We start from the raw sequence: 19,101 nt of genomic DNA, 5'->3' as shown, positions 1-19,101 counted from the left end.
TTAGTGGCAGGTCCGCCCGCATTAAGTGAGAATTGAACATTGTGACCATGCATCCTGACTTCAGCTCACCACGAATCGCGATCCTGGGCGGAGGTCCAGGCGGATATGAAGCGGCCATGGTCGCGGCCCACTTGGGAGCGCGGGTAACCCTCATCGAGCGCGCCGGGCTCGGCGGCTCAGCCGTCCTCACCGACGTCGTACCTTCCAAAACCCTGATCGCGACGGCGGATCTCATGACCCGCGTCGGCGAGGCGGGGGAGCTGGGAGTCAAGTTCGCCGTCGACGGCAGCGATGTGGCGCCGGGCATGCGCGCGGATCTTGGCCACATCAATGACCGCGTGCTGCACCTCGCGCGGGAGCAGTCCGACGACATCCGGGTGGGCCTCGAGCACCTTGATGTGGAAATCCTGATGGGTTCCGGAAAACTTTTGGACAACCACACCATCGAGGTCACCACGGCGGACGGCACCAAGACAATCACCGCCGACGCCATCCTCCTGGCGGTCGGCGCGCACCCCCGCGAACTGCCCACGGCCAAGCCGGACGGTGAGCGCATCCTGAACTGGGCGCAGATCTACAACCTCGAAGAACTTCCGGAAGACCTGATCGTCGTCGGGTCCGGCGTCACCGGCGCCGAATTCGCCTCGGCCTACAACGGCCTTGGTTCGAACGTCACCCTGATCTCGAGCCGCGACCAGGTTCTGCCCGGCTCGGACACCGACGCAGCCCAGGTCCTTGAAGGTGTCTTCAAGCGCCGCGGCGTGCGCGTTTTGTCCCGCTCACGCGCGGAGGCGGTTGAAAGGACCGACGCCGGTGTGAAGGTGACGCTCGGCGACGGTTCGGTGGTGACCGGTAGCCATTGCCTGGTGTGCGTGGGTTCTATTCCCAACACGGCCGGAATCGGGCTGGAAGAGGCGGGCGTGGCTGTCACGGAGTCCGGCCACATCAAGGTGGACGGCGTCTCCCGCACCACCGCGCCGAACATTTACGCCGCTGGCGACTGCACGGGAATTCTGGCTCTCGCCTCGGTCGCTGCCATGCAGGGCCGCATTGCTGTTGCGCACTTCCTGGGCGACGCCGTCATGCCGATCAAGCTGCACCAGGTGGCCTCCAACATCTTCACTTCACCGGAAATCGCCTCTGTGGGCGTCTCCGAGGCCGACCTCGAATCAGGCAAATACCAGGGCGACGTGGTCATGCTGTCCCTGCTGAGCAACGCCCGCGCCAAGATGCGCAACACCAAGGACGGCTTCGTCAAGATCATTGCGCGCAAGGGTTCCGGAACGGTGATCGGTGGCGTCGTCATCGGCCCCAATGCCTCCGAGCTCATCTTCCCGATCGCTGTTGCCGTCAAGCAGAAACTGCACGTCGACGACCTCGCGAGCACCTTTACGGTGTACCCCTCGCTGACCGGTTCCATCTCGGAAGCGGCGCGACGGCTGCACGTGCATATGTGACGGTTGCAGCGGGCCTAACGCCGTAGAACCCCACTCAGCTTGTCCAGTGATTCAGGGTGCGCGGCAATCTCCAACTTGCCTTCGTCCGTCAACACGGTCATTGCCTGAATTCCATTCACCTGGATGTACTTACGGTCCTTGCCGCTGAGTTTTTGGCGCTCTGGTGGCAGATCCTGGACCTTGATCGTCGTCGCCCGTCCTGACGGCTCCAGGGTGTCGTACACCGCCGGCTGGAAATGGATAGACCCGGCGCTTGGCGTCGCGATCCCTTGGTTCCAGATGCCGCTGAGCGAACCGGGCCGGGAGTCCGGGTAGCGGATGTAGACCATGATTTGGCCGGTTTCTTCGAGCCGGGCTCTGGTCTTTCGGCTTCGCCGGATTCCGAAGACCGCAAGAAGCCAGTAGCCCAATGTCCACACAAAGGCGGTGATAGCGGAGTCCCCTAGGCTGTGCCGTCCAACTGCCATCCAAACAGCTGTGGCGAACACCAAGAAAAGAACATAGCCGATGGCCATGGCAAGATATGGGTGCTGCCGGGCCCATTCCTTCATGGGCCAATACTAGGTAAGCGCGGCACCCTGCAACAGGGCCACGATGACTCTTGGTCAAGGTCCGCGGAACTGGATACGTTGCCTCAGGTGAAAACCTCCGCTTAGCGGCGTGGTTGTGCGCATTGCGTTTGCTAGCGTCGAGCACATGCCTTCTATCTACCCGCCCAAATTTCGTCGCGGTGACCTGGTGCGCGTGGTCGCGCCCGCGCTAAGCCGCGCTGTGGTCATGGAGCACGACAACACCACCCACATCGAAAGGCGTTTCGCCGAGATGGGGTTGCGGCTTTCCTTCGGGGACCACGTTGACGAAATGGATGGGCTTCTTTCGTCGTCGGTGCAATCGCGTGTTGACGATCTTCATGCCGCCTTCTCGGATCCGGAAGTAGCGGGAATCCTGACAGTGATCGGCGGATTCAGCAGCAACGAATTGCTTCCACATCTCGACTGGGAGCTCATCGCGGCGAACCCGAAGATACTGTGTGGCTACTCAGACATCACGGCCCTTCAAAACGCCATTCACGCACGAACCGGACTCGTTACCTACTCCGGGCCGCACTGGTCCACGTTCGGCATGCGGGACCACTTTGAGGAAACTCAAGCGTGTTTTGTGGACGCGCTCTTTGGCGAGGCGCCCATGGACGTGCGTCCCGCCGCGACTTGGACCGATGACGCTTGGTTCCGAGACCAAGACGGGCGAACGCCAATTCCCAGCGGCGGCTGGTGGCCGTTGCAGGGTGGTGCTGCGAGCGGGCGGATTGTCGGCGGAAATCTGTGCACGCTGAATCTCCTGCAAGGAACTGCGAACATGCCGTCCTTGGAAGGTGCGTTGCTCTTCTTGGAGGACGACTTCGAAAGCCACCCGGCCACGTTTGCTCGGGACCTTGCGTCGCTTTTGCAGACGCCTGACGCAGCGGGCATACGGGGATTGGTGATAGGTCGCTTCCAGCGGGCAAGCCGAATGACCCGGGAGCGGCTGGCGTTGATCGTGGCCAAACAATCCGTTCTTGCAGGCTTGCCGGTGCTCGCCAATGCCGATTTCGGCCACACCTCGCCTATCTTCACGTTCCCGATCGGCGGTGAGACCGAAGTTTCTGTCGGTGAATCGAGCGCTTTGAGGATCACGCGCCACTGACGACGGCGAAATTTGTAGCCGGACTTACTCCCGGTAGATTTCGCGGCGATGACCGGCCTGAACGACGACGATCACGAGTCGGCCGTCGTCGATCCGGTAGAGCACCCGATAATCTCCCGTCCGGACGCGCCACTCGACCCGCCCTGCCAGCTTCTTGGCGCCGGGCGGGCGCGGAGTCTCGGCCAGCAACTCGATGGCTGCTTGGACCCGGCGGCGGCCCTCGGGAGGAAGCTTGCGCAGTTGCCGAAGGGCCGCTGGCAGGACCGTGACGTTGTAGCTCACGTCAGGCCCAGATCGCGCTTGACGTCCTCCCAAGGGATAGGCGTCTGACCGGTCTGTTCCATCTCTTCCCATGCCAGGTCGACGGCCCGGATATCTTCGAGTTCTTCCGCGGCTTCACGAAGATGCTCTAGCTCGGCGGAATCGATAACTGCGGCGACCCGAATTCCGCGGCGAGTGAGGAATACCGGTTCGCGCTCGCGATGGGCGGTGTCCACAATAGTTGCCAGGTGGTTCCGGGCCTCGGTGATGGCTATGTCGGTCATGCATTCGATGATACGGCAAATGCGGCAAAATGTACGTTGCGTACAGAACTGTCGATTACGTAGGTTCGTTCCAGATCGGAGGCGGGCTATTTTGTCGGTGCCTCCTGGCAGAGTATTGTCATGGAAGCGATCGGACATCTCACCAGCCGCCAGGGTCCTGCGCCCGGCAGCGGGTTCGTCGTGTTCCATAAGGCGCGAGAACCTCGGAAGGTGCCTGCGGCTGGTCACGCGCCGGAGCTGCGCCGGCTCGCTCTGCTGGATCCGCGCGAGGACTGCTTCGGCGATCACGGCGAGGATCGCGGCGGTCCGCAGCGGGTTCTGGAGGGTGCTCTTGTAGCGTTGCGCTCCTTGGCACGGACCGCGGTCGACGACGCCGGGCCGCTGGGGCTGCAGGACTCCGCCGCGTTTGCGTCCGGTGTGGAGGAACTCTCCCGCACCCTGGACTACTTGCAGCTCGTCGCCGCGGGGCAGTTGGACCGGGTGCGGCAGCAGGAGCTGGCTGGCGGGACCATCAGTACGACGGGCTGGGGAGCCGAAGCCCGGGAGGCCGGTTCCAGCGATGGTCCCCGCAGCCCCGAAACTGAAGGCGGAGCAGCCGGGGTCAGTGCCGACGTCGAGGGCGGCGGGCTCGCTGCGGATGACGCACTCGGCGGGTTCCGCGAGTTCAGGAACACCGGCGAGCACCTGCGCTCGCTTTTGCGGATCGGCGCGGCCGAGGCCCGGCGCCGCCTTGCCCTGGCGGAGGACCTGCTGCCCGGTCGCTCGCTCACGGGGCAGCGGATCCAGCCGCGGTATGGGGAGGTGGCTGCGGCGTTGGCTTGCGGGAGCATCGCGTCCCGGCCGGCCACCACCATCACCATGGCTCTGGAACGGGTCCGGCCCCTGTGCAGCGCCGAGACTGCTGCTGACATGGAAAACGCGTTGACCATGACAGCGGTCGAGAACGATGCCGATTTCCTGGCCAGGATCGCCCGCCGCTGGACCGAAGCCATCGACCAGGACGGTGCCGAACCCAGCGAAGAAGCCTTGCGCCACCTCCAGGGCGCTTTCCTCCGGAAACCCAAACACGGGCTGCAGCATGTGGAAATCTTTGCTACCCAGGACCAATACGAGCACCTGCTCACCGTGATGAACACCGCCACCAATCCCCGGACCCGCACGTCGGGGGAGCCCGGACCGGGGGACAATACCGTGGACGCCGACGGCGGGAGCGCACCGGCAAATGCTCCGGCCGACGGTCTTCCTGGTGGTTCAGGCGATGATGCCGCGTCCCTGGATCGCCGCACACGGGCGCAGAGACTTCTGGACGGGTTGCTGGGCGCCTGCAAGATTGCCCTCGCCACCGGGGCGCTGCCTGCGGCCGGCGGCCAGCGCCCCCAGATCATGGCCACCATCGACCATCGGGATCTCCTGGCACCGCTGAAGGAAGCCGGGCAGCTCACCTTCCTGGGCCAATCCGGACAAGCCGGGCGCGCCGGCGGGTCGCACCAGGGCACGGGGAGCTTTACGTTCACTGGTCCGGTCCCGGCGGCCACATTGCGGAAGATCGCCTGCGATGCGGACATCATTCCCGTCGTCTTGGGCGGGGAAGGCCAGGTCCTCGATATCGGCCGGGCCTCCAGGATCTTCCCGGCCCACATCCGCAAAGCCATTACCGCCAGGGACAAAGGCTGCGCGTTCCCCTCGTGCACGATGCCGGCCCCGTGGTGCGAAGCCCACCACATCACGTACTGGTCCCGGGGTGGACCAAGCAGCGTCGACAATGGTGTCTTGCTTTGCAGCCATCACCACCATCTGATCCACAAGGAAGAATGGCACATCCAAGTCCAAACAGGCGTGCCCTGGTTCATCCCGCCACCCCACATCGACCCACGCCAAAAAGCGCGCAAAAACCACTATTTCCAGGTGTGACCACGTTTCTTGGTATTGATCCTCAAGGCCTGTGCAAGAGTGTGGGGATGGAAATTCGTAACCGTGAGATCCTCGTCGATGAACTCACGGCTGTCATGCGCGGGTACGAGGCGGCCAACAACACACACGACATCGAGCGGGTTCTGCCGTACATAGACAGCGACGCTACCTACTGGCTGCGCACACACGAAGGCTGGCAGATTGTCCACGAACAACTGACGGCCGATTCGTAATAGCGCACCGGGAGGCGCCGTTGCGTGCGGCGAAACGGGGTAGCCAGATCCCGCGCTTGTGTCGCGAATTGGTGATTCCGAACGACCCCGAAGGAAAAGTACTCTCTGGTTTACTAGGGCACATGGGGGACTTGGCAGAAAACATAGATCGCACGCTCAAAGTCGACGGCTTGGTCAATGGACGAGACCTCGGCGGTCTACGGCGCGTAAACGGGACGGTTACTCCACGGGGCGTGTTCTTTCGGAGCGAGAACGTCGATTGGATCACCGGGAACGGATGGCAACAGATCCATGATGCCGGGATCCGGACCGTGGTCGACCTTCGTCAGCAAAGCGAATGGGACACGGACAACAAGGAGCGGCCCGGCTGGCTCACCACTATCCACGTTGACCTTGACGGCTTGGAAAACAAAGAGTTCTGGGCTAACTACTGGGACAGCGGCCTGGTGGGTACAGCTCTCTACTTTCTCCCGCACCTTGTGGCCATGCCCGAACGCGCCGGCGCCGCCATATCCGCTGTGGTCAACGCACCGCCGGGAGCGGTCCTCTTCCATTGCATGGGCGGCAGGGACAGGACGGGCTTGCTCGCCATGGCTCTGCTTCATGCAATCGGCACCGATCCCGAGTGCATCGTCGATGACTATCTGGAAACCGTCAGGCTAGGCGATTTGCGGGCAGCCAGAGGCAAGCGAAACAACGTCGAACCTAGGCTTGAGCAACTATGCCGGCAGCACGGCACAACCACCGAAGGCGCCTTCCGGGATGCGTTGGCAAATTTCGACCTCCAAACTTTCCTCGACGCCGCAGCTCTCACCGACGAAGACCGCGCGGGTCTGTTCACTTGGCGCGGCGCGACTACCACACCCCCAAACCGGGAAGGGTTGGCCTGAGCCCCCAAACCCCTACGCCGCAACCCCCTGAAAGTGCTTCTCAATAATCCCCTTGATGTCCCCATGGCACCCGCCACACCCAGTGCCCGCGCGGGTCGCTTTGGAAACCTCCGGCACGGAAGAGCAGCCATGCAGCACGGCTTCCTCGATGCTCGCACCGCTGACGCCCGCGCAGCGGCACACGGTCCGCTGCGGGTCATTATTCGAAGCAGATGAATCCAGTTGGTCCGGCCCATCCAAGCGAAGCAGGAGTGAACGGTCTGCGGGCAGCTCGGAGCCGCGTTCGAACAGCATCACGAGCTCCGCGGCCGTGCGCGGCATGCCTACGGTCACGAGTCCTTCGAGCGCGCCGCCCCGCGTCGTCATTTTGACGTAGCGGCCGTGTTCCGGATCGGCCCATTGGGCAACCTGGCGCCGCGGCATTCCCTCGGAGACACCGACGGACAACAGCTCGTCATCCCACGGTTCGGCGCTGTTGTCGCCGGCGACCGCCAGGTTGATGCCGCGCGCCTTCAACACCACGACGCCGGGCTTCTCCTGCGGTAGCGGTGCCAAAGTGTCGGCAGCGCCCTGGCCGCCCTCTGCAAGGAGGATCAGGTACTCGGCAAGCCACTCGGCCTGCCGCCAGCCCGGACCCACCAGCCCGGAAGGACCCAGCGCGGTGCGGCATTCGGCGCACGCGGCATCGGCGCAGCGGACTTCGGCGCAGTCGCCTATCGCGAACATGTGCGGCTCGTGATAGGTCCGCAGGTGGTGATCCACCAAGATCCCGGTGGCTGCAGGCAACCCACAACCTTCGGCCAGTTCGATCCGTGGGCGAACGCCGCAGGAAAGGACAAGAAGGTCGCCTTCGATCCGTGACCCGTCGTTGAGCACCAGGGCCGAAAACTTGCCGTCGGGACCATTGTGCTCCACCGCAGTAGAGCGGGCGTTGCCCACCATGGTGATCCCGCTGCTGCGCAAGCTCGCCGCGAGAACGGCTCCACCGCCGCGGTCGATATTGCGGCCCAGCGGGAAGGAACCGTTGTGCACCACTGTGGTCAGGGCGCCTTCTTCCGCCGCGGCCAAGGCAGTTTCCAGGCCAAGCACGCCGCCACCGAGGACGATCACGCGCTTGCCGGCAGTCACGGCGTCGCGCAGTTGCCCGGCATCTCGGAGATCGCGGAGGGCCGTCACCCCTAAAGGGAGCACAGGATGCGAAGGATCAGGGTTGATACCGGTGAGGTTCGGAATGACGGGCCTCGAGCCGGTGGCGAACACCAAGCGGTCGTAGCCGGGCGTGGTCCCGTCCGATAGGACCACTTGCTGACGTGCACGGTCGATCCGCTTGACGGTGACGCCCAGCCGGACCTCGACGCCGTCGGTCGCCAAATCGCCAGCGTCCGCCATCGCGAGAGCGTCCGCGGTGGTCCGCCCCACGCCGAGTTCTGCCACCATGACGCGGTTGTACGCGGCCTCGGCTTCCTGCCCGACGACGAGCAACTCGACAAGGTCGCTGCGCACGGCCGGCAACAACTCGTCCACCAGCCGGGACGCGACCGGTCCGAAACCGACCACCACAATTCGCTCGCTCACGATGCCTCCTTGACCTGCATTGACAAGCTCTCCTGCATTGACGAGCCGACGGCCGCCGGCACAGCCAACTGGGCACCCGACTGGGCAGCCAACCCCGGTTCGGCATGTGCTAGTGCCGCCTTCCGGACCCAGACCGTGCTCGTCTTGAACTCCGGCATGCCCGAAATGGGATCCGTGACCGCCTCAGTGAGACGGTTGGCGCTTCCCAGTCCAGGGAAATGGAAAGGCAGAAAGACCGTGTCCGTCCGGATGCTGTTGCTGAGCTCCACCTTGCACAGGACCTCACCGCGCTCGTTGGAGACCCGGACAAAGTCGCCGCCGGAGATGTCCCTGACGGCCGCCGTCGCGGGGTGGATCTGCAAGAGCGGCTCCGGCTGCGCGGCCGCGAGTTCGGCCACGCGGCGGGTCTGGGCGCCCGATTGGTAATGTTCCAGCAGCCGTCCGGTGACGAGCGTCAGCGGATCGGGATCAGAGCCGACGACGGCGGATCGCCGGGACCGCTTCTGCGGTGCCACCGGGACCATCACCGCGCGTCCGTCGGCGTGCGCGAAGCTGTCGAGGAAGAGTCGGGGCGTTCCCGAACTGCCGGTGGGATAAGGCCAGTAGGCGGCTTCTCCGCGGTCCAGCATGGCGTAGTCGATTCCGGAGTAGTCGGCCAGACCCCCTACCGAGGCGAGCCGGAGCTCCTCGAACACGGTCTCGGGATCGTCGCTGAACGTTGAAGGAGCGTCGAGCGATTCGGCGAGCCGGGCCATGAGCCACAATTCGCTGCGAACGCCTGGGGGAGGGGTGAGCGCCTTACGACGGCGGAGCACGCGGCCCTCGAGGTTGGTCAGGGTGCCTTCTTCCTCGGCCCATTGGGTGACCGGGAGGACCAGATCGGCTTCCAGCGCGGTCTCGGACATGAAGAAATCGCAGACAACCAGGAAGTCCAGGCTGCGCAGGCCCTCGATCACCGCGCCGGCGTCGGGGGCTGACACCGCCACGTTGGCGCCGTGGACGAAAAGGCAACGGACGCCGTCGGGCTGTCCCAAAGACTTCAAGAGCTCCACGGCGGGCAGTCCAGGGCCGGGGATGAGGGATTCGTCCACGCCCCACACTTTGGCGACATGGGCGCGGGCGGCGGGATCGGTGATCTTGCGGTAGCCGGGGAGCTGGTCGGCCTTCTGGCCATGCTCGCGGCCACCCTGGCCGTTACCTTGGCCCGTCAGTGTGCCATAGCCGCTGCGGGAGGATCCCGGCAGGCCCAAGAGGAGACTGAGGTTGATCGCCGCTGTGGCTGTGTCCGTGCCGTCGACGTGCTGCTCGACTCCGCGGCCGGTGAGGATGTAGCTCCCGCCGCGCCGGGCGCCGTCGGCGAGGCGGCGGGCGGTGTCCCGGATGAGCGTGGCGGGCACGCCGGTGATCGACTGGACGCGCTCCGGCCAGAAGCCGGCGAGGCTACGAACGATCGCAGGGTAGCCGGTGGTGCGGGACTGGAGGTATTCGGTGTCAGCGAGGCCTTCGTGCACTACCACGTGGGAGATGCCCAACAGCAGTGCGAGGTCCGTTCCCGGGGTCGGCTGCAAGTGGATGCCGCCGCCGTCGCCGGTGAATGCGGCGGTCGCGGAACGGCGGGGATCGGATACGATCAACCCGCCGGAATCGCGCGCGCCCTGCAAGTGCTGGACGAATGGCGGCATGGTCTCGGCAACATTGGAGCCGAGAAGGAAAATGACGTTCGCCGAATCAAGGTCTTCCACGGGGAACGGGAGGCCGCGGTCCACGCCGAACGCGCGGTTTCCGGCTGCCGCGGCGGAAGACATGCAGAAACGTCCGTTGTAGTCGATGCGCGAGGTTCCCAGGGCCAAGCGGGCGAACTTGCCCAATTGGTAAGCCTTCTCGTTGGTGAGTCCGCCGCCGCCGAACACGCCGACGGCGTCGGGCCCGTACTGCTCGCGGGTCTGCTTGACGGCTCCGGTGACCAGCATGAGTGCCTGGTCCCACGTGACCGGCCGGTGGACCCCGTCGGACCCTTTGAGCATGGGCTCCGTGACGCGTCCGGTGTGGTTCAACAACGACGGCGATGTCCAGCCCTTGCGGCACAGCCCGCCCCGGTTGGTGGGGAAATCGCGGCCGGAGACTTCCAGGAGCGGAAGTGCCTTTGCCGCAGGAGCGGGGTCTGACCCCGGCTGCGCCGAGGGCGCCGCCGGGGTCAGGGTCATGGCGCACTGCAGCGCACAATACGGGCAGTGGGTGTTGGCGCCATTGGGCATATTAGATGTGTCCCATCGCGTTACGGTTGGCCTTCCGGAGGTAGCAGACCCAGCAGACGATGAGCATCAGCACGTAGGCGCCGACGAAGCCATAGAACGCGGGGGTATAGGAACCGGAAGCGCTGGATGCGTTGAGTACCTGGGGGATCACGAATCCGCCGTAGGCGCCGATCGCCGAAATCAGGCCGAGGGAGGAAGACGCGAGGCGTGCCGTGCTGGCGGCGCTCGCCCCCGAGCGGGCTGCCCGGCTGGATGTAGCGAAGATGACCGGAATCATGCGGTAGGTGGCGCCGTTTCCGAAGCCGCTTGCCGTGAAGAGGAACAGGAACAGGACCAGGAAGAGCCAGAAGTTCTTGAGCGGAAGCGTCCAGATCATGGTCAAGGTGATGACGGCCATCGCTGCGAACGCCGTGACGGTCATCCGGGCTCCGCCCATGCGGTCGGCCATGCGTCCACCGTAGGGGCGGGCGAGGGAGCCGACCAACGGGCCAAGGAAGGCGAGCGAGAGGACAACCGCGCCGAGGTGCATGGAGGAGAAAGCCGGGAAGTAATCCTTGATGAGCTTGGGGAAGACTCCCGAGAAGCCGATGAACGAGCCGAAGGTTCCGATGTACAGGAAGGCCATGACCCACAGGTGCGGTTCCTTGAGTGCGGCGATGGAGCCTGCAACGTCACCCTTGGCGCTGGTGAGGTTGTTCATGTACTTCCAAGCGCCGAACGCGGCGACAAGGATGAGGGGAATCCAGATGAGGCCGGCCATTGGCAGGTTGACGGTGCCGGCGGCCAGGAGGGTGACGGCGATAGGGACGACGAGCTGCGCGACGGCGGCGCCGAGGTTTCCGCCGGCGGCGTTCAGGCCCAGCGCCCAGCCCTTTTCGCGGGCAGGGTAGAAGAAGGTGATGTTTGCCATCGAGCTGGCGAAGTTGCCTCCGCCGAAGCCCGCAAGGCCAGCTACGAGCAGCATGACGCCGAACGGAGTGCCGGGGGTCGAGACACACAGGGCGAGGCCCGCCGTCGGGATCAGCAGCAGGAGGGCCGAGACGATGGTCCAGTTGCGGCCACCGAACCTTGGAACCATGAAGGTGTAAGGGATGCGCAGGGTGGCACCGACCAGGCTGGGGATCGAGATGAGCCAGAAGATCTGGTTGGTGTCGAACTTGAAGCCTGCGGCCGGGAGCTGGACGACGACGATCGACCAGAGCTGCCAGACGACGAAGCCGAGGAACTCGGCGAAGATGGACCAGTACAGGTTGCGCTTGGCGATGGATCGGCCGGCAGCTTCCCACTGCTCCTTGTTCTCTGCATCCCAGTTGGCAATCCAGCGGCCAGGACGGTGTTCAAGCTCGGGGACGAGGGCTGTGGGCGCCTGCTCGTTGGTGAGGATTTCGGTGCTTCGGTCAACTGTCACGGAGTGCCTCCTTTGTGGGGACGTTGTACTTCCACGTTAGGTACGGCGCGTTTCGCGGACCGTCGCGGTTTGTAAACGTGCTGTGACATTTGCCTATCGGAGGGGGTCACCGGTGCGTGAGGCGATGGTGAGGTTGTGTGGCGCGGACCACAGAGTGAGACTTTCCAAAGCGTCCGCATATTGGACTTGATTGTCCATTTGTTGGATACCGGGAACTATTATTGAACTCTCAATAATCTTTGCCGGCAGGCTCAGGAACGCCGGGCCGGCGTGAACGGAAAGCAACTACTACATGTCTTCCATCGCTGAATCCACGGAAAGCGAGTCAGTCAAGCCGGTCAACTCGCGGGGACGGGTGATCTTCGCCAGCCTCATCGGGACGTCCATCGAGTTCTACGATTTCTACGTTTATGCCACGGCTGCTGTCCTCGTCTTTCCCAAACTCTTCTTCCCGACGGCGGACGAGACCACGCAGTTGCTGAGCTCCTTCGCGGTATTCGGTGTCGCTTTCGTCGCCCGCCCGCTCGGCTCCATAATTTTCGGCCACTTCGGTGACAAGTTCGGTCGCAAGGGAACGCTGGTTGCGTCCCTCCTGACTATGGGTATCGCCACGTTCCTGATCGGTTGCCTCCCGACGGCGCAGGTCCCGGGCTGGACCTTCCTGGCCCCCACGTTGCTGGTAGTGCTGCGTTTCGCCCAAGGCCTGGCTCTCGGTGGTGAGTGGAGCGGCGCCGCGCTGCTCGCAACCGAAAACGCGCCGGCCAAGAAACGCGCCATCTATGGAACGTTTCCGCAGATGGGCGCGCCGATCGGCTTCATCCTGGCCAACATCATCTTCCTGGTCTTCAGCTACACCCTGACTCCCGAGGCCTTCGCCGCCTGGGGCTGGCGCGTGCCGTTCCTGCTCAGCGCCGTCATGGTGATCCTCGGCCTCTACGTGCGCCTCAAGCTCATTGAAACTCCCGCGTTCACCAAGGTGCTGGAGTCGAACGAAGTGGCCAAGCTGCCCATCGGACGCGTTTTCAAGAAAAGCTGGCGCCCGCTGATCCTCGGTACCTTCATCATGTTGGCCACGTATGTCTTGTTCTACCTGATGACCACGTTCACGCTGACCTACGGCACCAAGCCCACGCTGGCGGGCGCCCAAGCCGCAGCGGTCAAGGCCGGAAAGCCCATGACCGACGCGGCCACCGCGGCGTTCGTCCCGGGCTTGGGCTTCAGCCGGAACGACTTCCTCTGGATGCTGATTGCCGGCGTCGTCTTCTTCGGCATTTTCACCCTTGTGGCGGGCCCCCTGGCCGAAAAGTATGGTCGGCGCAAGATGCTTCTGGCGGTCACCGCGGGAATCCTGGTGTTCGGCTTGCTTTTCGTGCCGCTGTTCGGCGGCGGCTTTGTCGGCACTATGGCGTTGCTGATCATCGGTTTCACGCTGATGGGCCTCACGTTCGGCCCCATGGGGGCGCTGCTTCCGGAACTGTTCCCCACCAACGTCCGCTACACCGGATCTGCCGTCAGCTACAACATGTCCAGCATCCTCGGCGCGGCTGTGGCTCCGTTCATCGCGGTCTGGCTCTGGGAATCGGCCAAGGGCAGCACGGTCCTGGTGGGTGTCTACCTCAGCGCCATGGCAGTGTTGACGCTCGTGGCACTGTTCCTGTCCAAGGAAACCAAGGACACGGACTACGAGAACAACGTAGCCTGACCCTGTATTAACAGGCTCGCGATTAGCAGGCTCGCGCTAAATGGCTCCGGCCCCGCACCAATGGTGCGGGGCCGGAGCCGTTCGAGTCTGTTTAGTCTTCGATCGTCGCGATAACGGCGCCCGCGGAGACGGTCTCGCCCGCCTTGGCCACCAAGCCGTGAATGGTGCCGGCCTTGTGGGCGGTGAGGGGCTGTTCCATCTTCATGGCTTCCAGGACCACGATCAGATCGCCCTCGGCAACCACGTCGCCGGCGGCTACAGCCACCTTGACGATGGTGCCCTGCATCGGCGAAGTGAGGGCGTTGCCGCCCGCGACTGCAGCTGTGGCGCCCGCAGAGCGGGAACGCTTCTTGACCTTCGTGCCCTTGGCGCCCGCGCTGGCAACCGAGGAAACCGAGCCGAGAGTCGCGGGAAGGACAACTTCCAGCCGTTTGCCGCCAACCTCGACGACGACGCGCTGGCGCTCACCGGCGTCGGCGGCTTCTGTTCCGGTTCCGGTAGGCGTCCATGCGGGGATGTTGTTGACGAACTCGGTCTCGATCCAGCGCGTGTGCACCTTGAACGGGCCTTCGGCCGGAGCGAACGCGGGATCGGTCACCACTGCGAGGTCGAAAGGAATGACGGTGGGGATGCCTTCAACGACCATTTCCTCGAGGGCACGGCGGGAGCGCTGGAGGGCCTGTTCGCGGCTGGCGCCGGTGACGATCAGCTTGGACAGCATGGAATCGAAGTTCCCGCTGATGACGTCGCCCTGTTCGACGCCGGAATCGATGCGGATGCCCGGACCCGTCGGATTCTTCAGGGTGCTGATGGTTCCCGGTGCGGGCATGAAGTTGCGGCCCGGGTCTTCGCCGGTGATGCGGAATTCGAAGGAGTGGCCGCGGACCTCAGGATCGCCATATCCGAGTTTCTCGCCCCGGGCGATGCGGAACTGCTCACGGACCAGGTCAATGCCCGTGACTTCCTCTGAAACACAGTGCTCCACCTGAAGCCGGGTGTTGACCTCAAGGAAGGAGATGATGCCGTCCTGGCCCACCAGGAATTCGCAGGTTCCCGCGCCCAGGTAGCCGGCTTCTTTCAGGATGGCCTTGGAGGACTCGTACAGTCGCTCGTTCTGCTCGGGGCTCAGGAACGGAGCAGGGGCTTCTTCAACGAGTTTCTGGTTGCGGCGCTGGAGGGAACAGTCGCGGGTGGAGACCACCACAACGTTGCCGTAAGCATCGGCGAGGCATTGGGTCTCGACGTGGCGCGGGGAATCCAGGAAGCGCTCGATGAAGCACTCGCCCCGGCCGAAGGCGGCAATGGCCTCGCGCACTGCGGACTCGAAAAGCTCGGGGATTTCCTCGATGGTGCGGGCAACTTTGATGCCGCGGCCGCCACCACCGTAGGCAGCCTTTATGGCGATCGGGAGCCCGAACTCCTGGGCGAAGGCCAGGATCTCGTCGGCGGATTCCACGGGGTCGGCCGTGCCGGGAACCAGGGGAGCGCCGACCTTTTCGGCGATGTGGCGGGCCTGCACCTTGTCGCCCAGCGCGGAAATGGCGTCCGGAGACGGGCCGATCCAGGTGATGCCGGCGTCGATGACTTTGGCGGCAAACTCGGCGTTCTCGGCGAGGAAGCCATAGCCGGGGTGGATGGCGTCGGCACCCGACTGCCTGGCGACCTCGATCAACTTGTCCATCACTAGGTATGACTCAGCAGCAGTGTTGCCGCCCAGCGCGTAGGCCTCATCCGCCAGCCGGACGTGCAGGGCGTCGCGATCGGGGTCCGCGTAGACGGCCACGGAAGCGATTCCTTCGTCCCGGGCTGCGCGGATAATGCGGACCGCGATTTCGCCTCGGTTGGCGATCAAGACCTTGGTGAGAGGGCTGGAAATGGGCTGCGCCGGATTAGCTGACAAGTTGACTCCTTCTGTCCTTCAGGGAGCCTAGCGTGATTTTGAGGGTTCCGCCCATATTGATGGGGGATTCCGTGTGTGAAATGGCCTGTCTTTGTAGGGTTGCTACAAAGGCCGGAGTCCGGCTGGCGGACGGGCGCCTCGGAGCGTCCCTATTCGTTGGTCCCTCCGGAACCGTTGTGGGTCCAGAGTTCGGTGATTCCAACGTTCGCCTGCCCCAGCAGATCGCGGAGGGTCGAGATGGAGAGCCCGACGACGGCGTGCGGGTCGCCGTCGACCTTGCGGATGAAGGCCCCGCCCAAGCCGTCGATCGTGAACGAACCGGCGCAGTGCAGGGGCTCGCCGGTTGCGATGTAGGCGTCGATGTCCTTCTCGCTCATCTCGGCAAAGTGGACTTCCGCGCTGGATACGGCGCCGACTGTTGCTCCGGTGCCGACGGCCGTCTCGCCGTCGTTCATGTCCGCTGCGGTTTCGCGGCAGTCCACGAGCCAGTGCCCGGTGTGGAGTACACCCTTGGAGCCGCTCATGCGCAGCATCCGTTCCTTGGCGACGTCCACCGTGTACGGCTTCCCGTGCGACTCGCCGTCGAATTCGAACACGGAATCGCAGCCGATCACCAAGGCGCCCTCAGCGTCCGGAAGGGAGGCAACGGCCTCGGCCTTGGCGCGAGCGAGGAGGAGAGCGGTGTCATGCGCGTCTGTCACCCCGTACCGGGCTTGCACGGCATCCTCGTCGACGTCCGAGACGAGCACCTCGTGGTTGATGCCGGCCTCGGTGAGGAGCTTGGTGCGGGCGGGCGACTGGGAAGCCAGGATCAATCGGGTCACGGCTCAAGCGTAGTACGCGGCGCCTTCCACCGACGCTCGCTCACTTATGTGGGTGTTTGGCCGGACGCTCGCTCACCGAGGTGAGCGAGCGTTTGGGGAAAGGGCCTTAAAGGTGAGCGGGCGTCGGTTCTGAACACAGAACCGACGCCGCGCTCAGGCCGCTAAGACGACCAGGCGCTTAATGGACCAGCTCCTTGGCCCCGCCTGCCGCCGTCGAGCGCTGCAGCTTGGCGCCCTCGACGTCGACGTCGGGCAGGATCCGGGACAGCCACCGCGGCAGCCACCAGGCCGTCTCGCCCAACAGGTACATGACGGCCGGAACAATGGTCATCCGCACCACGAACGCATCCACGAGCACGCCGAACGCCATCGCGAAACCGAGCGGCCGGACCATGGTCAGGTGGCTGAAGATGAAGCCGGCGAACACGCTGACCATGATAACGGCGGCGGCCGTAACCACCGCTGAGGCATGGCTGAAGCCGCTTCGGACCGCCTGCTTCGCGTTCTCACCGTGCATGAACGATTCACGCATGCCTGAGGTGATGAACACCTGGTAGTCCATGGCCAGGCCGAACAGCACACCAATCAGGATGATCGGAAGGAAGCTCAACACGGCTCCGGGATTGGGCACGTCGAACACGGTGCCCAGCCAGCCCCACTGGTAGACGGCCACCACGGCGCCGAACGCTGCCGCGAGCGAGAGCAGGAATCCGCTGGTGGCGAGCAGCGGGACGACGATCGAGCGGAATACCAGGAGCAGGAGGACCAGCGAGAGCCCGACGACGATCGCCAAGTAAGGCGGTAACGCCGCACCGAGCTTCGCCGAGACGTCGATGTTGCCGGCGGTCTGCCCCGTCAGCCCGATGGTGGCGCCTGTGGCCTGCTGGATTTCGGAACCCTTGGCGCGCAGTTCCGAGACCACCTGGACGGTGCTGGCACTGGCGGGGCCGTCCTTGGGGATGACCTGGAAAACGGCAGTGCGGTGATCCGGGCTGAGGGCTACCGGAACGGCCGCCACGACGTTGTCCACGCTGCGCAGCTTGTCCGCGACGTCGAACTGCTTGGTCTTGGCCTGGTCGTCGCTGAGCCCGGACGGGAACGTGCCGACAACCACGATGGGGCCGGTCATGCCCTCGCCGAAGCTCGTCCGGGTGAGGTCATAGGCCTTGAACGCTTGCGAGTCGACCGGTTCCGAACCGCCGTCGGGCAAAGCGAGGCGCAGCTGGGAAGCCGGGAGGGCCAGCACCCCGAGCAGCACGACGCCGGCAAGCAGCGAGACCACCGGGTGCCGGGTCACGAGCCCGCCCCACCCGCGGCTGCTTCGCCGCTGGTCCTCGGCGCGGTCCGCCGAGGCATGCTCCGGCTCCGCGTTGTGGCGCTCCGCCTTGGCCCACGTCCGCTTCGAGATCAGTTTGCGGCCCACCAGCGAGAGGACCGCCGGGGTCAGTGTTAGGGAGACGACGACGGCGACTGCCACTGTCGCGGCGGCCGACAGGCCCATGACGGCCAGGAACGGGAGCCCCGGAACGACCAGCGCGGCAAGCGCGATGACGACGGTGAGACCCGCGAAGAGAACGGCGTTGCCTGAGGTGCCGGTGGCAAGGGCGACTGATTCCTCTGCGTCCATCCCTGAAAGCAATTGCCCGCGGTGACGGTTGACGATGAAGAGCGAGTAATCGATTCCGACGGCGAGGCCCAGCATGAGCGCGAGCATCGGGGAGATGGAACTCATGTCGATGACGCCGGTGAGGGCAAAGGTTCCGCCGACGCCAACGGCCACCCCAATGATCGCCATCAGGAGGGGCAGGCCGGCGGCGACGAGCGTTCCCAGCATCACGATGAGGGCGATCGCAGCCACGGCGATGCCAATGATTTCGGAGACTCCGAACAACTGGGAGACGTCCTCGGTGATTTCCTTGCTGGCCAGGGCCGTGACACCTGCCGAGGAGACTCCGTGGACGATGTCCTGGACTTGCTGCCGGACCGCGGGGGTCAGGCCGTTGATGGAGGTCTTGAACTGGACCTGGGCGATCGCCGCTTTACCGTCCTGGGAGACGAAACGCATGCCTTGGGATGCTGTCACCTGGCGCTTGGCCAACGCAAGGGCGGCGGCACCGTCAGTGGCTTGTTTCTGGCCGGCGTCGAGCTTTTGGCGTCCGGCCAGAAGTTCGGCCTTCTGCGGGGCGAGCTGGGCCTGGATCTGCGCAGCGGGCATGCCCGCAGCGGTCATTTGCTGCTCGGCGGCCTTCAGTTGGGCATCGCCTGCATCGAGCGTGGCCCTCGCCTTGTCCAGCTCAGCTTGCCCGGCGGCCGCTTTCTGTTCCCCGGCAGCAAGATCGGACGGTGCCTTGTCCAAGGTGGCTTGAGTCGTGAACGGGTTGACCGTTGACTGCACATCGGGCAGTTTTTCCAGCTGGGCGAGGGCCGACGCGATGGCCTCCTTGCCGGCTTGGTTGAATCCGGCGTCGCCGGCTTCGAAGACGATCCCTGCGGAACCACCCGAAGAAGCCGGAAGGTCCTTTTTGAGCTTGTCCAGCATCTGCTGGGTCTCGGTACCCGGGATCTGGAAGTTGTTAGACATAGTGCCGTGGAAGGCAGCTGCGGAGCCGCCGACTGCCACGAGCACGGCCAGCCAGAGGGAGATCACCAGCCAGCGGTGACGGTAGGAGAACTTGCCAAGGCGGTAGAGCAGGAGTGCCATATCGGAACCGATCTGTC

General features: G+C 64.5%; 15 protein-coding genes. 6 read left to right on the top strand and 9 right to left on the bottom strand.

Annotated features, from left to right (window positions below):
- Positions 1–41: 41 nt before the first annotated feature.
- A complete protein-coding gene (locus tag AC4CS3_RS03920; RefSeq protein ID WP_345449641.1) occupies positions 42–1,457 on the top strand; it encodes an NAD(P)H-quinone dehydrogenase in 1,416 nt (471 codons plus the stop codon).
- A gap of 14 nt (positions 1,458–1,471) precedes the next feature.
- Here the strand turns inward: AC4CS3_RS03920 and AC4CS3_RS03915 are convergent, their stop codons facing one another.
- On the bottom strand, positions 1,472–2,008 hold the full coding sequence (locus AC4CS3_RS03915; RefSeq protein WP_490782288.1) for a hypothetical protein: 537 nt from the start codon (positions 2,006–2,008) through the stop codon (positions 1,472–1,474).
- A gap of 145 nt (positions 2,009–2,153) precedes the next feature.
- Between AC4CS3_RS03915 and AC4CS3_RS03910 the strand changes: the two genes are divergently transcribed.
- Positions 2,154–3,140 carry a S66 family peptidase gene (locus AC4CS3_RS03910; RefSeq protein WP_490782287.1) on the top strand — a complete coding sequence of 329 codons (987 nt, stop codon included), beginning with the start codon at positions 2,154–2,156 and terminating at the stop codon, positions 3,138–3,140.
- Positions 3,141–3,164: 24 nt separating this feature from the next.
- Here the strand turns inward: AC4CS3_RS03910 and AC4CS3_RS03905 are convergent, their stop codons facing one another.
- Complete coding sequence (locus tag AC4CS3_RS03905) at positions 3,165–3,422, bottom strand: type II toxin-antitoxin system RelE family toxin (RefSeq protein ID WP_490782286.1); 258 nt, start codon at positions 3,420–3,422, stop codon at positions 3,165–3,167.
- Positions 3,419–3,685, bottom strand: a complete 267-nt coding sequence (locus AC4CS3_RS03900) for a type II toxin-antitoxin system Phd/YefM family antitoxin (protein WP_490782285.1) — start codon at positions 3,683–3,685, stop codon at positions 3,419–3,421. The genes AC4CS3_RS03905 and AC4CS3_RS03900 overlap by 4 nt, the downstream gene beginning before the upstream one ends.
- Before the next feature lie 120 nt (positions 3,686–3,805).
- Here AC4CS3_RS03900 and AC4CS3_RS03895 point away from each other — a divergent pair, with 120 nt between their 5' ends.
- The 3 genes from AC4CS3_RS03895 to AC4CS3_RS03885 all read left to right on the top strand — a co-directional run bounded on the left by AC4CS3_RS03895 (position 3,806) and on the right by AC4CS3_RS03885 (position 6,719).
- Positions 3,806–5,596, top strand: a complete 1,791-nt coding sequence (locus AC4CS3_RS03895; RefSeq protein WP_490782284.1) for an HNH endonuclease signature motif containing protein — start codon at positions 3,806–3,808, stop codon at positions 5,594–5,596.
- A 47-nt stretch (positions 5,597–5,643) separates the two neighbouring features.
- On the top strand, positions 5,644–5,829 hold the full coding sequence (locus AC4CS3_RS03890) for a hypothetical protein (protein WP_490782283.1): 186 nt from the start codon (positions 5,644–5,646) through the stop codon (positions 5,827–5,829).
- 131 nt (positions 5,830–5,960) lie between these two features.
- Entirely contained in the window at positions 5,961–6,719 is a 759-nt protein-coding gene (locus AC4CS3_RS03885; RefSeq protein ID WP_490782282.1) for a tyrosine-protein phosphatase, read from the top strand.
- 12 nt (positions 6,720–6,731) lie between these two features.
- Here the strand turns inward: AC4CS3_RS03885 and AC4CS3_RS03880 are convergent, their stop codons facing one another.
- The 3 genes from AC4CS3_RS03880 to AC4CS3_RS03870 are packed head-to-tail and all read right to left on the bottom strand — an operon-like array spanning position 6,732 to position 11,957.
- Positions 6,732–8,294, bottom strand: coding sequence for an FAD-dependent oxidoreductase (locus AC4CS3_RS03880; protein ID WP_490782281.1), 1,563 nt, complete (start codon positions 8,292–8,294; stop codon positions 6,732–6,734).
- Positions 8,291–10,549 carry a molybdopterin oxidoreductase family protein gene (locus tag AC4CS3_RS03875; RefSeq protein WP_490782280.1) on the bottom strand — a complete coding sequence of 753 codons (2,259 nt, stop codon included), beginning with the start codon at positions 10,547–10,549 and terminating at the stop codon, positions 8,291–8,293. The genes AC4CS3_RS03880 and AC4CS3_RS03875 overlap by 4 nt, the downstream gene beginning before the upstream one ends.
- 1 nt (position 10,550) lies before the next feature.
- A complete protein-coding gene (locus AC4CS3_RS03870; protein WP_490782279.1) occupies positions 10,551–11,957 on the bottom strand; it encodes an MFS transporter in 1,407 nt (468 codons plus the stop codon).
- Positions 11,958–12,249: 292 nt separating this feature from the next.
- Here AC4CS3_RS03870 and AC4CS3_RS03865 point away from each other — a divergent pair, with 292 nt between their 5' ends.
- On the top strand, positions 12,250–13,659 hold the full coding sequence (locus AC4CS3_RS03865) for an MFS transporter (protein ID WP_490782278.1): 1,410 nt from the start codon (positions 12,250–12,252) through the stop codon (positions 13,657–13,659).
- Positions 13,660–13,750: 91 nt separating this feature from the next.
- On the opposite strand, the gene AC4CS3_RS03860 is transcribed toward AC4CS3_RS03865, so the two are convergent.
- From AC4CS3_RS03860 to AC4CS3_RS03850, 3 genes are all read right to left on the bottom strand, one after another.
- Complete coding sequence (locus AC4CS3_RS03860) at positions 13,751–15,559, bottom strand: acetyl/propionyl/methylcrotonyl-CoA carboxylase subunit alpha (RefSeq protein WP_490782277.1); 1,809 nt, start codon at positions 15,557–15,559, stop codon at positions 13,751–13,753.
- A 149-nt stretch (positions 15,560–15,708) separates the two neighbouring features.
- Positions 15,709–16,383: a Maf family protein gene (locus tag AC4CS3_RS03855; protein ID WP_490782276.1), complete on the bottom strand. Its 675-nt coding sequence runs from the start codon at positions 16,381–16,383 to the stop codon at positions 15,709–15,711.
- 178 nt (positions 16,384–16,561) lie between these two features.
- Positions 16,562–19,084 carry an MMPL family transporter gene (locus AC4CS3_RS03850; RefSeq protein WP_490782275.1) on the bottom strand — a complete coding sequence of 841 codons (2,523 nt, stop codon included), beginning with the start codon at positions 19,082–19,084 and terminating at the stop codon, positions 16,562–16,564.
- Positions 19,085–19,101: the final 17 nt, after the last annotated feature.

The organism is Arthrobacter sp. SE2 (genome assembly GCF_058244265.1).
The sequence above is the reverse complement of the archived record's forward strand: the minus strand, read 5'-3'. Positions and strand labels throughout refer to the sequence as shown.

Bases quoted from the DNA above. Each gene is read 5' to 3' on its own strand.
- AC4CS3_RS03895 (WP_490782284.1), top strand. From the start codon at position 3,806: ATGGAAGCGATCGGACATCTCACCAGCCGCCAGGGTCCTGCGCCCGGC.
- AC4CS3_RS03875 (WP_490782280.1), bottom strand. From the start codon at position 10,549: ATGCCCAATGGCGCCAACACCCACTGCCCGTATTGTGCGCTGCAGTGC.
- AC4CS3_RS03850 (WP_490782275.1), bottom strand. From the start codon at position 19,084: ATGGCACTCCTGCTCTACCGCCTTGGCAAGTTCTCCTACCGTCACCGC.
- AC4CS3_RS03915 (WP_490782288.1), bottom strand. From the start codon at position 2,008: ATGAAGGAATGGGCCCGGCAGCACCCATATCTTGCCATGGCCATCGGC.
- AC4CS3_RS03865 (WP_490782278.1), top strand. From the start codon at position 12,250: ATGTCTTCCATCGCTGAATCCACGGAAAGCGAGTCAGTCAAGCCGGTC.
- AC4CS3_RS03890 (WP_490782283.1), top strand. From the start codon at position 5,644: ATGGAAATTCGTAACCGTGAGATCCTCGTCGATGAACTCACGGCTGTC.
- AC4CS3_RS03910 (WP_490782287.1), top strand. From the start codon at position 2,154: ATGCCTTCTATCTACCCGCCCAAATTTCGTCGCGGTGACCTGGTGCGC.
- AC4CS3_RS03900 (WP_490782285.1), bottom strand. From the start codon at position 3,685: ATGACCGACATAGCCATCACCGAGGCCCGGAACCACCTGGCAACTATT.